This window comes from Isoptericola sp. NPDC057391 (assembly GCF_042668085.1).
In the GTDB taxonomy this organism is placed as follows: Bacteria; Actinomycetota; Actinomycetes; order Actinomycetales; family Cellulomonadaceae; genus Isoptericola.
Map to the genome: position 1 here is coordinate 18,849 of NZ_JBHVBO010000016.1, position 15,734 is coordinate 34,582.

The window sequence follows — 15,734 nt, forward strand, 5'->3', positions numbered from 1 at the left end:
GCACCGGTCAGGCGGGCGTGCCCCCGGCGGGTGCGCGGGCGGCGGCGACCTCGCGCACGAGCGTCAGCAGCTCGTCGATCTCGTGGTCCTCGGGGCCCGTCGCGCCGACGGAGGCCAGGGTGTAGAGGCCCTCGCCCATGAGGGAGACGGCGCGCGCCAGGACGGGGTCGCCCAGCTCGTCCTGGACGGCCGCCGTCCAGGCGGTCTGCGCCTCGTCGAGGACGGCGCGGGCGCGCGGGGAGGCGCCCTGCGCGACCCGCGACGCGGCGAGGTAGACGACCTCGAACTCGCCGCCGATGACGGTCGAGGTGCGCAGCAGGTAGTCGGTCGCGCCCTCGGGTGCGGTGCGCATCGCCTCGACGTCGGCGGCGGTGAGGACGGCCAGGTGGTCGAGCAGCCCCTCGACGAGGGCGTCCTTGGAGGGGAAGTGGTAGAGCAGGCCGCCCTTGGACACGCCGGCCCGCTCGGCCACCGCGTCGAGGGTGGCGGAGCGCTCCCCGGACTCGACGAGGAGCTCGGCGAACGCGCGCAGGACCTTGGCTCGGGCGGCGGGGGCAGGAGGCATGTCGACAGCCTAGTGGCGAGGTGTTACTGTACCGGCTGGACGGTGCGGAAGTTCGGCGTCAACCACGTCGCCCCGGCCGTCCGCAGCGTGTGAAAGGCACCACAGGTTCAGTCATGGCTCAGACCCAGGTGACGACGCACCCCGCTCCCTCAGTCACGGACACGGCCACGCGCCGCGACACCCCCGCGCGCCCCGTGCGCCTCGCCGGCGCCGGGCGCCGCTGGGCGGCCCTCGCCGTGCTGATGCTGCCGGTGCTGCTCGTCTCGATCGACAACACGGTCCTCAGCTTCGCCCTGCCGCAGATCTCGGAGGCCCTCGCCCCGGGCGGCACGCAGCTGCTGTGGATCGTCGACGTGTACCCGCTCGTGCTCGCCGGCCTCCTCGTGCCGATGGGCTCCGTCGCCGACCGCGTCGGACGTCGCCGCCTGCTCCTGATCGGGGCCGTCGGCTTCGCCGTCGTGTCTGCCGTCGCGGCCTTCGCGCCGACCGCCGGCGCGCTGATCGCCGCCCGCGCGGGCCTCGGCTTCTTCGGCGCGATGCTCATGCCGTCCACGCTGTCGCTGCTGCGCAACGTGTTCACCGACCGCGACGAGCGCCGCCTCGCCATCGCGATCTGGGCCGCGGGCTTCGCCGCCGGCTCCGCCGTGGGCCCGATCGTCGGCGGGGTGCTGCTCGAGCACTTCTGGTGGGGCTCCGTGTTCCTCCTCGCGGTGCCGGTGCTGGCCCTGCTGCTCGTGCTCGCGCCGATCTTCGTGCCCGAGTCGCGCGACCCCGCCCCGGGCCCGGTCGACCCGGTCTCGATCGTGCTGGTCATGGCCGCGATGACCCCCGTCGTCTTCGGCATCAAGACCCTCGCCAAGGGCGCGCTCCCGTCCCTCGGCCTCGCCGCGATCGCGGTCGGCCTGCTCATGGGCGTGCTCTTCGTGCGCCGCCAGCTGCGCCGCCGCAACCCGATGCTGGACGTGCGGCTGTTCGCCGTGCCCGCGTTCACCGGCTCCGTGCTGGTGAACCTGCTGTCGGTGTTCTCGCTGGTCGGCTTCCTGTTCTTCGTGTCGCAGGACCTGCAGCTCGTCATCGGGCTCTCGCCCGTGCAGGCAGGGCTCGTGCTCCTGCCCGGCACCGTGGCGATGGTCGTCGCCGGCCTGGCGGTGGTGAAGGTCGTGCGGCGCGTGCGGCCGTCGCACGTCGTCGCCGCGGGGCTGGCCCTGTCCGCCGTCGGCTACCTCGTCACGGCGCTCGTCGCCGGCCGGGGCGAGGCCGGCTGGCTCGGGCTCGCGTTCATCGTCCTGGCGATCGGCGTCGGCTCGGCCGAGACCGTGTCGAACGACCTCATCGTCTCGACGGTGCCGGCGGCCAAGGCGGGTGCGGCCTCGGCGATCTCCGAGACCGCGTACGAGGTCGGCGCCGTGCTGGGCACGGCCGTCCTCGGCGGGATCCTCACGGGGTCCTACCACGCGAACGTCGTCGTGCCGTCGGGCGTGAGCGCCGCGGACGCCGCGTCGGCGGCGGAGACGCTCGGCGGCGCCACGAGCCTGGCCGCCGACCTGCCGGCCGGCCAGGCGCAGGCCCTGCTGGACTCCGCGCACGCGGCGTTCGGCAGCGGCGTGGTCGTGACGTCCGCGATCGGCTTCGTCGCGGTGCTCGTCGCCGCGGGGATCGCGCTGACGACGCTGCGCAGCACGGATTCCTGAACCGTGTCCTGAGCACCGTACTGAGCACCGTCCCGAGCAGAGCGCTGAGGGCAGGCTCACACCGCGCGACGGCGGCGCCACCGGCGAGGACGGTGGCGCCGCCGTCCGTGTTCGGCGAGGGTGGACGCGATGAGCGACGAGCACGACGAGCCCACCTCGGTCGAGGACCCGGTGGACACGGACGCCACACCGTCCGGTGCGCGGACGCTGCGCGAGCGCCGGACGCCGCCGCGCTGGGTGCGCTGGACCCTCGCCGGGGTGACCGCGGCCGTGGCCTGCCTCGTCTTCGGCGTCAGCTCCGCCACCGCGGAGCTCGGCTTCGGGCCCCACGAGGCCGTCTACTCCGTGACCAACGACAGCCTGGTCGTGGTCGACCTCGGCCCGCTGGGCACGCTGGAGATCGACTCGCCGCTCCCGCTCGGGCTCGGAGTGGACGTGGTGGTCAAGGAGATCCCCGCCGACCTGACGACGGTCGGCGCGGCGAACACCCTCACCGCCCTCAGCCAGGACCTCGAGAGCTACCTGCAGTTCTTCTCCAGCCCCGACGTCGCCGTGCGCAGCGTCGCCCTCGCGCTGGTGGAGAACGCCCTGTGGCGCTCGCTGGGCGCCGCCGCGGTGCTGGTCGCGGCCGGGTTCGCGGTGCGCTGGCTGCTGGGGCCCGCCCGACGGCGCGAGCTCGCCGACGTGATGGCCCCCCGCACGGGGGAGATCACCGCGGGGGTGGCGGTCGTGGCCCTCGTCGCGACGACGGTGACGTCCGGGGCCGTCGGCAGCACCGCCCAGGGCCAGCCCGCGTCGCCCGTCTTCGCCGGGACGGCGCTCGAGGGCGCACGGATCACCGGGCGCCTCGCGGGGGTCATCGACACCTACGGCGGGCAGCTCGTGAAGCTGTACCAGGACAACGAGGACTTCTACGCGAGCGCGGACGACGACCTGTCGGCGGCGTGGGACGCCCGGCTCGCCGCCGAGGCGGCCGCCTCCGCCGCCGAGTCCGGCACGCTGTTCGCGTCGCCCGGCCCTCCGCCGACCGCGCCGGCCGCCCCGCCGCGCGTGGCGCCCAGCGGGAACGGCGAGGACGAGCCGGTGACGTTCGTCGTCATCTCCGACCTGCACTGCAACACCGGGATGACGCCCCTGATCCGCACGACGGTCGAGCGTTCCGGCGCCGACGTCGTGCTCAACGCGGGCGACACGACCATGAACGGCACGTCGGTGGAGAAGGTCTGCGTGGACTCGTTCGCGTCGGCCGTGCCGCGCGGCGTGCCGATGGTGGTGGCGGACGGCAACCACGACTCGCAGGTCACGTCCGACCAGGAGGCCGCGCACGGCCAGAAGATCCTCGACGGTCAGGTGATCGAGGTCGAGGGGGTGCGCATCCTCGGCGACCGCGACGCGCTCGAGACGCGGGTCGGCGTGGGCACGAACGTCGCGCGCGAGCGGACGCCGGAGCAGCAGGCGGCGGACCTCGCGACGACCGCCTGCGAGGACCGGCGCGGCGTCGACCTGCTGCTGATCCACACGCCGCCCGTCGGACTCGAGGCCCTCGAGACCGGCTGCGTGCCGTTCCAGGTGTCCGGTCACACGCACCGCCGGGCCGGGCCGGAGCAGGTGGGTCAGGGCATCCGGTACGTCAACGGGTCCACGGCCGGGGCCGCGCCGAACCAGCCGACCGTCGGGCCGCTGCACGGCACGGCCGAGATGACGGTGCTGCGCTTCGACCCCGAGACGCGGCGGATGCTCGACGTGCAGGTCGTGAGCGTGACGCCCGACGGCGCGGCGACGGTGGGCGAGCGGGAGCCGGTGCCCGAGGTCGTGCCGCCGGCCGACGAGGCGCTCGGGTCGTAGCGCCCGGATAGGCTCGGAGGGTGCCCGAACCCACCTCGAACACCACCACCTCGGCGCCGCAGGCCGTCGACCCCGACGAGCTCACGCCCGTCGCGCAGGACTACCTCAAGGCGGTCTGGTCGGCGCAGGAGTGGTCGGACGAGAAGGTCACCACGGGGCTGCTGGCGGACCGGCTGGGCGTGGGTCCGTCCACCGTCTCGGAGACGGTGCGCCGCCTGACGACGCAGGGCCTGCTGGGCCACGAGCCCTACGGCGGGGTCTGGCTCACCGAGCTGGGCCGGCGCTACGCGCTGGTCATGGTGCGGCGGCACCGGCTGCTGGAGACGTGGCTGGTGCGCGACCTCGGGTACGCGTGGGACGAGGTGCACGACGAGGCCGAGGTGCTGGAGCATGCCGTGTCCGACCGGCTCGTCGAGCGCATCTCCGCCCGGCTCGGCCACCCGCAGCGCGACCCGCACGGCGACCCGATCCCGTTCGCCGACGGTCGGGTGGTGCGACCCGAGGCGGTGCCGCTGGTGGACCTCGAGGCCGGCGCCGGGGGAGTGGTGGCGCGGATCTCGGACGCCGACCCGGAGGCCCTGCGGTACCTGGCCGACCTCGGGATCGACCTGGACCTGCCGGTGCGGCTGACGTCGCGGCGGGAGTTCGCCGGGACGGTCGGCGTGACGTGGGAGGCCGAGGGGCGCGAGGTCGGCGTGGACCTCGGCCTGCTGGCGGCCTCGCGCATCTGGGTCGTGCCCGCGTAGGCTGTCCCGGTTCCCCGACGACGTGAGCGCTGGACGGCGCACCGCCGTCGACGCCTCGTCTCGAAACGATTCGAGCGCGCTCCGCCCGTGACGCGTGCCGACCGATCCCGAGGAGAGGCGAGTGACCTCGACGACCACGCCCGCGAACGACGCCACGGCCCGCGCCGGCCGTGCCCCGCGCCCCGAGCACGTCGGGGCCGCGCTGTTCGCGCTCGCCGTCGGCGGGTTCACGATCGGCACCACCGAGTTCGCGACGATGGGCCTGCTGCCGCAGATCGGCGCGGACCTGGGCGTCAGCGACCCGGTCGTCGGCCACGCGATCACCGCGTACGCCGTCGGCGTCGTGGTGGGCGCGCCGCTGCTGACCGTCACGGCCGCGCGCATGTCCCGCAAGCGCCTGCTGCTGTGCCTCATGGGCTTCTACACCGTGGCCAACGTGCTCTCGGCGGCCGCGCCCGGCATCGAGAGCCTGGTCGTGGGGCGGTTCCTCGCCGGGCTGCCGCACGGCGCGTTCTTCGGCGTCGGGGCCGCGGTCGGCGCGGCCGTGGCCGGGCCGGGGCGCCGTGGGCACGCCGTGTCGATGATGATGACGGGCCTGACGATCGCGAACGTCGTCGGGGTGCCGCTGTCCACGGCCGTGGGGCAGAACCTCGGATGGCGGGTGGCGTTCGTCGTGATGGGCGGCCTCGGCGCGGTCACGCTGCTGGGCGTCTGGCGCTTCGTGCCGGAGCGCGGGCCGGTGGACTCCAGCGTCCGCCGGGAGCTCGCCACCCTGCGCAACGGGCCGCTGTGGATCTCGTTCGCGGCCGGGGCGATCGGCTTCGGCGGGCTGTTCGCCGTCTACACCTACGTCGCGCCGACCGTCACCAAGGTGGCGGGCATGTCCGAGAGCGCCGTGCCCTGGGTGCTCGCCGTGTTCGGCGTCGGCATGACCGTCGGCACGCTGCTCGGCGGCAGGCTGGTGGACCGGAACGTGCTGCACACGGTGATCGGCGCGTTCGTCGCCACGGCGCTGTCCCTGGTCCTGTTCGCGCTGGTGGGGACGTCGCCCGTGCCCGCCGTCGTCGGGCTGTTCCTGCTGGCCGTCACGTCGCAGACCCTCGGCCTGGCGATGCAGACCCGCCTCATGGACCTCTCGCCCCGCGCGCAGTCGCTCGGCGCGGCCCTGTGCCACTCCGCCCTCAACATCGGCAACGCGAGCGGCGCGTTCTTCGGCGGTCTCGTCATCGCCGCCGGCTACGGGTACCTGGCGCCCGCCTGGGTGGGCCTCGCGCTCACGCTCGTGGGCCTCGCGATGGTGCTGGCCTTAGGCCGCCAGCGCGTAGCGCACGCGGGCTGACCTGCGCCCCGACGTTGCGGCGAGGCCGTGCGCCCAGGAACGTGCGGTACGGTCGCGCCCGTGAGCCCGAGCGTGCGCGACGCGACCCAGGACGACCTCCCCGACGACGCCGCAGGGGAGGGCGTGCCCGCGTCCGGCCCGCGGGGCCTCGCCGCCCGCACCTACGGCGTGCTGCTGACCGTGCTGGGCGGGATCGGGTTCGGCGCGGCGTCGTGGCTAGCGATCGAGGAGTACCTCAAGCTGCTGGACCCGAACCGGGTGACGAGCTGCAGCTTCAACGTGTTCCTCGACTGCGGCGTCGCGATGATGTCCTGGCAGGGCACGCTGCTGGGTTTCCCGAACCCGTACATCGGGGTCGCCGCGTTCCCCGTGGTGATCACCACGGGCGTGGTGCTGCTCGCGGGAGCGCGGCTGCCGCGGTGGTACCACCTGAGCCTGCTGACCGTGAGCGCGGCGGCGCAGCTGCTGATCCTCTTCCTCATGTGGTCGAGCTTCTACGCGCTGGTGCGGCTGTGCCCCGCCTGCATGGTGGTGTGGACGATCATGTGGCCGCTGCTGTGGTTCCAGGTGGTGCACGCCGTCCAGGAGGGGCACCTGCCCGCGCGCGAGGGGCTGCGCCGCGCCGTCGTGCGCAACCGCGGCCTGGTCCTGCTCATCGGCTACGTCGTCGCCGTGGGCTGGCTCCTCCTGGCCGTCGGGGGGCCGCTCGTGGAGTCGTTCGGGGTGTGAAAATCCGGCCGGGGCCTGCGGTCCCGGCCGGTAGACTCGCCGGGTGAGCACGCCCGACACCGCACCCTCCCGACCCGAGGCGCCGACCGCGCCTTCCCACGAGCCCGCCCACCGGTACACGCCCGCCCTCGCGCAGCAGATCGAGGAGCGCTGGCAGGACCTCTGGGAGGAGCGCGGCACCTTCTGGGCGGCCAACCCGTCGGGGGCGCTCACGGACGGCGACGGCCGGAACGCTGCCGGCAAGCCGTTCTTCATCATGGACATGTTCCCGTACCCGTCGGGCGCGGGGCTGCACGTCGGGCACCCGCTGGGCTACATCGCCACCGACGTCGTCGGCCGCTTCCGCATGATGTGCGGCGACAACGTGCTGCACGCGCTGGGTTACGACGCGTTCGGTCTGCCCGCCGAGCAGTACGCGGTGCAGACGGGCCAGCACCCGCGCACCACCACCGAGCAGAACATCGTCACCATGAAGCGCCAGCTCCGCCGCATGGGGCTGGCGCACGACTCGCGCCGCACGTTCGCCACGATCGACCCCGAGTACGTGCGCTGGACGCAGTGGATCTTCCTGCAGATCTTCGACTCCTGGTACGACGCCGACGCCGAGCGTCCCGGCGGCGGCAAGGGCCGCGCCCGCCGCATCGCCGAGCTGGAGGCGGAGTACGCCGCCGGCACCCGCGCGCTGCCCGACGGCCGGTCGTGGGCCGCGCTGTCGGACGACGAGCGGCGCGACGTGCTGGACGCGCAGCGCCTGGCCTACGTCGACGAGTCGCCCGTCAACTGGGCGCCCGGCCTGGGCACCGTGCTGGCCAACGAGGAGGTCACGGCCGACGGCCGCTCCGAGCGCGGCAACATGCCGGTGTTCCAGAAGTCCCTGCGGCAGTGGAAGATGCGGATCACCGCCTACGCGGACCGCCTGACCGACGACCTGGAGCTCATCGACTGGCCGGAGAAGGTCAAGTCGATGCAGCGCAACTGGATCGGCCGCTCCACGGGCGCCAACGTCCGCTTCGACGTGGTGGGGACCGGCGACTACGACGCGGCCGGCGCGGGCGCGCAGGTCGAGGTGTTCACGACCCGGCCGGACACGCTGTTCGGCGCGACGTTCATGGTCGTGGCCCCGGAGCACCCGCTGCTGGACGAGGTCCCGGCGGCGTGGCCCGACGGCACCCGCGACGTCTGGACCGGCGGGCACGCCACCCCCGTCGAGGCCGTCGCCGCCTACCGGCGCGAGGCGGCCTCGAAGACCGCCGTCGAGCGGCAGGCCGACGCCGGCAAGAAGACCGGCGTCTTCACCGGGCACCTGGCGATCAACCCGGTCAACGGCGCGACCGTCCCCGTGTTCACGGCCGACTACGTGCTGATGGGCTACGGCACCGGCGCGATCATGGCGGTGCCGGGCGGCGACCAGCGCGACTTCGACTTCGCCGAGGCGTTCGAGCTGCCCGTGATCCGCACGGTCGAGCCCGCGGGCGGCCTGCCGGAGGACTTCGCCGGCGCGTACACGGGCGACGGCGTGGCGGTGAACTCGTCCAACGACGAGATCAGCCTCGACGGGCTGGGCGTGGCCGAGGCCAAGGAGAAGATCGTCGCGTGGCTGCAGGCCCGCGGCGCCGGCGAGGGGACGACCACGTACCGCCTGCGCGACTGGCTGTTCAGCCGGCAGCGCTACTGGGGCGAGCCGTTCCCGATCCTGTGGGACTCCAGCGACCGCCCGGTCGCGATCCCGGCCGACATGCTGCCCGTCGACCTGCCGGACGTGCCGGACTACGCGCCCCGCACGTTCGACCCGGACGACGCGGACTCCTCGCCCGAGGCCCCGCTGGGCCGCAACGACGAGTGGGTGCACGTCACGCTGGACCTGGGCGACGGGCCGCAGACCTACCGCCGCGACACCAACACCATGCCCAACTGGGCCGGCTCCTGCTGGTACTACCTGCGCTACCTGGACCCGACGGACTCGACCGACGGCCCCGCGAAGGGCACCGCCGTCGTCGACCCGGAGCTCGAGTCGTACTGGATGGGCCCGCGGCACAACGCGACGTCCGGCCCGGCCGGCGGCGTCGACCTGTACGTGGGCGGCGTCGAGCACGCCGTGCTGCACCTGCTGTACGCGCGGTTCTGGCACAAGGTGCTGCTGGACCTGGGCTTCGTGTCCTCGCTGGAGCCGTTCGGCACGCTGTTCAACCAGGGATACATCCAGGCGTACGCCTACACCGACTCCCGCGGCGCCTACGTGCCCGCCGGCGAGGTGGAGGGCGACGAGCAGACCGGCTTCACCTACCGCGGGGAGCCCGTCAACCGTGAGTACGGGAAGATGGGCAAGTCCCTGAAGAACGTCGTCACGCCGGACGAGATGTACGAGCAGTACGGCGCCGACACGTTCCGCGTGTACGAGATGTCGATGGGCCCGCTGGACCTGTCGCGGCCGTGGGAGACGCGCGCCGTCGTCGGCTCGCAGCGCTTCCTGCAGCGGCTGTGGCGGAACGTCGTGGACGAGGAGACGGGCGCGCTGGTCGCGACCGACGACGAGCCCGACACCGCCACGCTGCGGGCGATGCACCGCGCGATCGCGGACGTGCGCGTCGAGATGGAGCACATGCGGCCCAACACGGCGATCGCGAAGCTCATCACGTACAACAACCACCTCACCTCGCTGGACCGGGTGCCGCGCGCGGCGGTCGAGCCGCTGGTGCTGATGGTCGCGCCCATCGCCCCGCACATCGCGGAGGAGCTGTGGCAGCGGCTCGGGCACGACGGCTCGCTGGCGCGCGAGCCGTTCCCGACGGCCGACGAGCGGTACCTCGTCGAGGACACGGTGACGTGCGTCGTGCAGGTCAAGGGCAAGGTGCGCGGCCGCCTCGAGGTGGCGCCGTCCATCTCGGACGCCGACCTGGAGGCCGCCGCCCTGGCCGAGCCGAACGTGGTCCGCGCCATCGACGGGGCACCGGTGCGCAAGGTGATCGTGCGCGCGCCGAAGCTCGTCAACATCGTCGTCTGAGTTGGCGACCGTCCGCCTCGAGGGCGCCCTGGCACGCAGCCGGGGCGCCTTCGGCACGCCCTCGCTCGCCCTCCTGCACCGCAAGGAGGGGCCGCTGGTCGTGGCCCTGCTGTCCCTGATCTTCACGCCCGGTCGGGCCACGGTGCCCACCGAGCAGATGCACGTGGAGGTCGAGGACCTGCTCGCCGAGGCGCGCGCCGCCGGCCACGACGTGCCCGACGACGCCGCCCGCGCGCTGTGCTCGCGCTGGGTCGCGGGCCGCTGGCTGGTGCGCGCGCTCGACGACGACGGCGTCGAGCAGTACCAGGTCAGCTCGCACGCGGCGGAGGCTCTCGCGTTCGTGGACCGCACCCAGGGCGCGCGCGCCCTGGTCAGCGAGTCGCGCATCCGCACGCTGCTCGTCGCCCTGGACGGGCTCGCGCGGGACGCCCGGCCCGACCGGGAGTCGCAGCAGCGGGCGCTGCGGGAGCAGGTCGCCCGCGCCCGCGACGAGATCGCCGAGGCGGAGGCCGAGCTGGCCCGGCTCGAGGCCGGCGGCCCCGTGGTGCAGGCGCCCACGGACCGGCTGGTCGAGCAGTTCGACAACGTGGCCGCGCTGGTGCGCGAGCTGCCCGCCGACTTCGCCCGCGTCGCCGAGTCGATCGCGGAGCTGCAGCGCAGCATCGTCACGAGCCTGCGCCAGGACGAGCGCCCCACCGGCGAGGTGCTGGGCGCCTACCTGGAGGCCTCCGACTCGCTCATGGAGCGCACGCCCGAGGGTCGCGCCTTCTCCGGCGCGATGGAGCTGCTGCGCGACCCGCAGCTGCTCGGCAAGGTCGACGAGCGGGTGCGGGCGGTGCTCGCGCACCCGTTCGCCGCGGACCTGCCGGCCGACCGCCGGGAGTCGGTGCGGGCCCTGTACTCCCAGCTCCTGGCCGCGGTCGACGGCGTCCTCGACGCGCAGGCGCGCGCCTCGCGGACCATCACGCAGCAGCTCACCGTGCACAACCCGCTGCGCGACCGCGAGCTGGACGCCGCGCTGCGCGAGGCGACCGCGGCGATGGCCGAGTGGTTCCCGACCTCGGTGCGGGCCGCCCGCGTCGAGCCGCTGCGCTGGCTCGAGCGGGCCCGCCTCGGGCGCTTCCGTGCCCAGCTGCACGACCTGCGCCCCGACACGCCGCCCGACGCGCTGGCCGACCTCGACGACCCCGGTCACGACGCCGGCGGCGAGCCCGGGCAGGTCCTCGGCGGGCTGCGCGGCATGGGCGGCCCACGCTACGAGGAGACCGCGGCGCACGCGGCGCGGGTGCTGCGGGAGCGCGGGGGCGCCACGGCCGACGAGGTGTTCTCGGCGGGGCCGGCGGAGCTGCGCCGGCCCGTGGAGCTGCTGGGCTACCTGGAGCTGGCGGGGCCGGACGCGCTCGACGAGGCGCTCGGGGACGACGACGGCATCGGCGACGTACCGGCGGCACGGCTGCGCCGCGTGACGGCGGTGCGCGCCGACGGCACCACCCGCGACCTGGTGGTGCCGAGGGTGGGCCTCGCAGTGCCCCCCGACGAGCCCGACGACGAGGAGGACGCATGACCGACACGACGACCGAGCCGGCGGTGGAGCACGTGGCCGATGCGGACACCGTGTCGGACACCCCAGCGGACACCCCAGCGGACGAGGCGCCGTTCGTCGAGACGCCCGCGCTGGCCGACGACGACGCGGCGCTGTTCGCCGGCGACACGGGGGTGCTGCCGTACGAGGCGCGCCGCGCGCTCGCGCTCGTGCTGCAGCGGCGGTACCTGTCCGCGGCCGCGCACCCGGCGGAGTGGAAGGCGCTGCTGGCGCACCAGAACGTGCTGGCGTCGCGCTGCCACGACCTGTTCGTGGAGCTCGTCGTCGACCGCGACTACGAGATCGCGTACAAGCGGCAGGTCCGCGAGGCCGGTCTGAGCATCCCGGTGCTGCTCAAGGACGAGCCGTACAAGCGGGTCGAGACGCTGCTCATGCTGTTCGCGCGCAACCGCTTCCGGCAGGAGCAGGGCGCAGGGGAGCGCGCCGCGCACGTGGACGCCGAGGAGCTGGTCGACTACGCGCTGGGCTTCCTCGCCGCGGACGAGACCAACCTGGCCGCGCGCCGCCGCGAGGTCGACAACGCGATCGCGACGCTCGTGCGCGAGCACGTGCTCGACGAGGTCGCCGAGGGCCGCTACCGCGTGCAGCCCGTGGTCGAGGTCCTGCTGCCCGTGGAGCGGCTGCGGGAGCTCACCGCGTGGCTGCGCTCGCCGTCGGTGGTCGAACCCGACGAGGCCAGGGACGACGAGACCGACGCGGTCGACGAGGACGAGGAGTCCCCCGCATGACCATCACGAGCGACCCGGCGGAGCAGGTCGCCGCCCCCCGCATGCAGCAGTCGCTGTTCGGGCTGATCCCGACGGCGTCGGACGGGCGGCAGTGGACGGCGCGCTCGATGCAGCTGGTGAGCTGGGGCGGCTACCACGGCTACCACGAGGTGCGGTTCGCCGGCGCGACGACGCTGCTCACGGGCGCGTCCGGGTCGGGGAAGTCGACGCTCCTCGACGCGTACATCGCCCTGATGATGAGCCACACGACGCCGTTCAACGGCGCGTCGAACACGGCGACCAGCGGCCGGGCCCGCGGGCAGGAGCAGCGCAACGTCGTCTCGTACGCGCGCGGCAAGCTCGACGAGGAGCGGACCGCCGGGTCGGCGCGTGCCAAGGACCGGGTGCTGCGCGGCGAGACGTCGGACACCTGGTCGGCGATCGCGATGACGTGGTCCTCGCAGGCGGGCGAGCGGTTCACGGCCCTGCGCGCCTGGTACGTGCCCCGTGGCGCGCAGCGCGCGGACGAGACGACGGCCGTCCGCGCCGTCGTCGACGCGGACTTCAGCCTGCGTGACCTCGAGCCGCTCGCGGCGCAGCGGTTCGGCAAGGCCGGGCTCACCGCGGCCGGGCTGACGACGTTCGACACGGACAAGGCGTTCGCGACCCGACTGCACGCCGCGCTCGGCATCGGCGCCGCGGGCGACGGTGAGAAGGCCATGCAGCTGCTCGGCCGCATCCAGGCCGGCCAGCAGATCACCACCGTGGACTCGCTCTACAAGGCGATGGTGCTCGAGGAGCCCGAGACGATCCGGGTGGCCGAGCGGGCCGTGGAGCACTTCGACGAGCTCAGCGAGGTGCGCGCCGAGATGGACACGGCGCAGCGGCAGGTGGACGTGCTGCGGCCGATGCTGGAGCACCGGGCCGCGATCGACGCCGCCGTCGCGCGCCGCCGTCTCGTGGACGCCCTCGGGCCGGACGGCGGCGCCGGGGGCACCGCACCCGGCACAGGGTCTGCCGGGATCACGCCCTTCACCGCGTGGCGCGACCGCACGCAGCTCGACCTGCTGCGCGCGGGCGAGGCGGAGAACCGGGCCCAGCACAAGGCGGCGGCCGAACGGGTGGCCGTCGCCGAGGAGCGCCTCGCCGCCGCGCAGGGCGAGCTCGAGCAGGTGCGCGCCGACCAGCGCCGCAACGGCGGCGACGCCATCGAGGCGGCGGAGCGCGACGTCCGCACCGCCGAGCAGCGGCTCGCCGAGACCCGGCGCGCCCGCGCCGAGCTCGAGGGTCACCTGGCGCCGCTGGAGCGGGAGGCCGGGACGCGGCGCGAGCTCGACGCCCTGCACGCCGACGCCCGGCGGTACCTCGACGAGCGCGACACCCACACCGACGCGCTGTCCGAGGCCGTCGTCGAGGCCGCCGCTCGCGAGCGGGAGGCGATGCGGTCCCTCGCCGAGCTGGAGCGGGAGGAGGCGTCGCTCAAGGCGCGGCGCGGCAACGTGCCGCGCGAGCTGCACGAGGCCCGCGAGGCCCTGGCGCGCGCCGCCGGCCTGCGCCCCGACGACGTGCCCTTCGTCGGCGAGCTGCTCGAGGTGCGCGGCGAGTACGAGCCCTGGCGGGACGCGATCGGGCTCGCCCTCGGCGGGTTCGCCGTCACCGTGCTGGTCGACGAGGCGCGGCTCGACGCCTTCCGGTCCGCGATCGACGCCGTCCGCTCCCCGGTCCGGGTGCGCTTCGAGGGCGTCCCCACCGGGCTCGCGCTGCACGAGGAGGCCGACCGCGCCCTGCTGCCAGGACGGCTCGAGGTCAAGGCCGGGCCGTTCGGCGGCTGGCTCGCCGGGCGCCTGGCGGAGCGGTTCGCCTACGTGTGCGTGGACGACCCGACCGAGCTCGCGCGCCACGCCGACCGGAACGAGCCCGCGCTGACGCGGTCGGGCCAGACGTCGGAGGGCCGGCGGGGCGCGCACGGCGGCCAGGGCCGGGCGTCGGTGCTGGGCTTCAGCAACCACCGCCGGCTCGAGCAGCTCGCCGAGCAGATCGCCGCGGCGCACCAGGAGCTGCGGCAGGCGTCCGAGGCGCTCGCGGGCGCGCGGCTGCGGCAGAAGGGCGAGGCCGACCACTTCGTCGCGTACAGCCACGCGCTGCGGGCCGCCTGGGACGACGTCGACGTGCGCGGCGCCGAGGAGCGGCTCGCCGAGCGGCGGGACCGGCTCGAGGCGCTCGTCGCCGGCTCGGACGTGCTGCGCGCGCTCAAGGCGGACGAGGACGCCCTGCGCGCCCGGGTCGACGAGCTGTACCGGGAGCGGGCCGCCGCGCAGCAGCGCGTCACGGAGCTCGGCGCCGCGTGGGAGCAGCTCAGCGACCAGGTGGACCAGGTCGCCGACGCCGTCGACCGCGCCGACGAGGAGGGGGTCGAGCTCACCGGCGAGCAGGAGCGGCGGCTGGCCGAGCTCATGGCGCAGGTCGGCTGGTCCGGGGTGTCGGGCACGTCGGGCAGCGGCCTCGCGGACCTCACCACGGCCGTGGCCGCCGTCGTGCGCGAGCTGCACCACGAGCGCGACGCGGCCGAGGAGTCGGAGCGCGCGGCGCGGGCGGCGCTCGCCGCCCTGTTCGAGCGGTTCAACGACACCTGGCCCGACCCCAACCGCAGCGCGGACCCGGACGGCGCGTACGCCGACTTCCTGCGGATCTACGAGGACCTGGAGTACCAGCAGCTGTACCGGCTGCGGGACCGATGGTCGGCGCACCTGCGGCAGATGTCCGGCGACCAGCTCACCCGGCTGAACAACGGCATCGCGCAGGCCGTCGCGGAGATCCGCGACCGCATGGAGCCCGTGAACGCGATCCTCGCGACGCTGCCGTTCCGCGACGACGCGCACCGCCTGCGCATCACCGCCACCCCGGTGGAGGCGGCCGACGTCGTCTCCTTCCGGCGGCGGCTGCGCGAGCTGGCCACCGCCCCGGCGGGCGACGTCCCGCTCGCGGACCACGAGCGCCGGTACGAGCGGATGCGGAAGCTGATCGACCGCATCCGCCCGGACAGCCCGGAGCGCCGCCGCCTGGTCGACGTGCGCGAGCACGTGCGGGTCAGCGCCGAGTGCGTGGACCTCGAGGGCAACCACGTGAGCGTCTACGACCACATCGCCGGCAAGTCCGGCGGCGAGTCGCAGGAGCTCGTCGCGTTCATCGTCGGGGCGGCCCTGCGCTACCAGCTCGGCGACGCCGGGGCGGAGCGCCCGCGGTACGCGCCCGTCTTCCTCGACGAGGCGTTCATCAAGGCCGACGCCCGGTTCGCCGGCCGCGCCGTCGGCGCGTGGCGCGGGCTGGGTTTCCAGCTCGTCGTGGGCGCGCCGCTGGACAAGGTGAGCGCGCTGGAGCCGCACGCCGACGTCGTGCTGCAGGCCATCAAGGACGCGACCGGGCGGTCGCGGCTGGTGACGCTCGTGGGGGAGTGACGAGTGGTCGGCGTCGGGTCGGGCCGGCCGCACCGAGGCTGTGTACTGTCGTG

General features: G+C 74.6%; 10 protein-coding genes. 9 read left to right on the plus strand and 1 reads right to left on the minus strand.

Annotated features, from left to right (window positions below):
• Positions 1 to 7 precede the first annotated feature (7 nt).
• A complete protein-coding gene (locus ACFUVW_RS04185) occupies positions 8 to 565 on the minus strand; it encodes a TetR/AcrR family transcriptional regulator (RefSeq protein ID WP_430570097.1) in 558 nt (185 codons plus the stop codon).
• Between the two features lie 113 nt (positions 566 to 678).
• On the opposite strand from ACFUVW_RS04185, the gene ACFUVW_RS04190 reads away from it, so the two are divergent.
• The 9 genes from ACFUVW_RS04190 to ACFUVW_RS04230 all read left to right on the plus strand — a co-directional run bounded on the left by ACFUVW_RS04190 (position 679) and on the right by ACFUVW_RS04230 (position 15,681).
• Positions 679 to 2,256, plus strand: coding sequence for an MFS transporter (locus tag ACFUVW_RS04190; protein WP_430570098.1), 1,578 nt, complete (start codon positions 679 to 681; stop codon positions 2,254 to 2,256).
• Positions 2,257 to 2,385: 129 nt separating this feature from the next.
• Positions 2,386 to 4,101: a metallophosphoesterase family protein gene (locus ACFUVW_RS04195; protein ID WP_430570099.1), complete on the plus strand. Its 1,716-nt coding sequence runs from the start codon at positions 2,386 to 2,388 to the stop codon at positions 4,099 to 4,101.
• 20 nt (positions 4,102 to 4,121) lie between these two features.
• Entirely contained in the window at positions 4,122 to 4,847 is a 726-nt protein-coding gene (locus tag ACFUVW_RS04200; RefSeq protein WP_430570100.1) for a metal-dependent transcriptional regulator, read from the plus strand.
• Between the two features lie 121 nt (positions 4,848 to 4,968).
• Positions 4,969 to 6,186: an MFS transporter gene (locus ACFUVW_RS04205; protein WP_430570101.1), complete on the plus strand. Its 1,218-nt coding sequence runs from the start codon at positions 4,969 to 4,971 to the stop codon at positions 6,184 to 6,186.
• Between the two features lie 60 nt (positions 6,187 to 6,246).
• The gene (locus ACFUVW_RS04210; protein ID WP_430570102.1) at positions 6,247 to 6,915 is read left to right on the plus strand and encodes a vitamin K epoxide reductase family protein; all 669 of its coding nucleotides are present in this window, start codon (positions 6,247 to 6,249) and stop codon (positions 6,913 to 6,915) included.
• Between the two features lie 43 nt (positions 6,916 to 6,958).
• Positions 6,959 to 9,916 (plus strand): leucine--tRNA ligase, encoded by a 2,958-nt coding sequence (gene leuS, locus ACFUVW_RS04215; RefSeq protein WP_430570103.1) that lies wholly within the window; start codon positions 6,959 to 6,961, stop codon positions 9,914 to 9,916.
• Between the two features lies 1 nt (position 9,917).
• Entirely contained in the window at positions 9,918 to 11,480 is a 1,563-nt protein-coding gene (locus ACFUVW_RS04220; RefSeq protein ID WP_430570104.1) for a DUF3375 domain-containing protein, read from the plus strand.
• Positions 11,477 to 12,247, plus strand: a complete 771-nt coding sequence (locus ACFUVW_RS04225) for a DUF4194 domain-containing protein (protein WP_430570105.1) — start codon at positions 11,477 to 11,479, stop codon at positions 12,245 to 12,247. The genes ACFUVW_RS04220 and ACFUVW_RS04225 overlap by 4 nt, the downstream gene beginning before the upstream one ends.
• The gene (locus tag ACFUVW_RS04230) at positions 12,244 to 15,681 is read left to right on the plus strand and encodes an ATP-binding protein (protein ID WP_430570106.1); all 3,438 of its coding nucleotides are present in this window, start codon (positions 12,244 to 12,246) and stop codon (positions 15,679 to 15,681) included. Before ACFUVW_RS04225 ends, ACFUVW_RS04230 begins: the two co-directional genes overlap by 4 nt.
• The last annotated feature ends 53 nt before the right edge of the window (positions 15,682 to 15,734 follow it).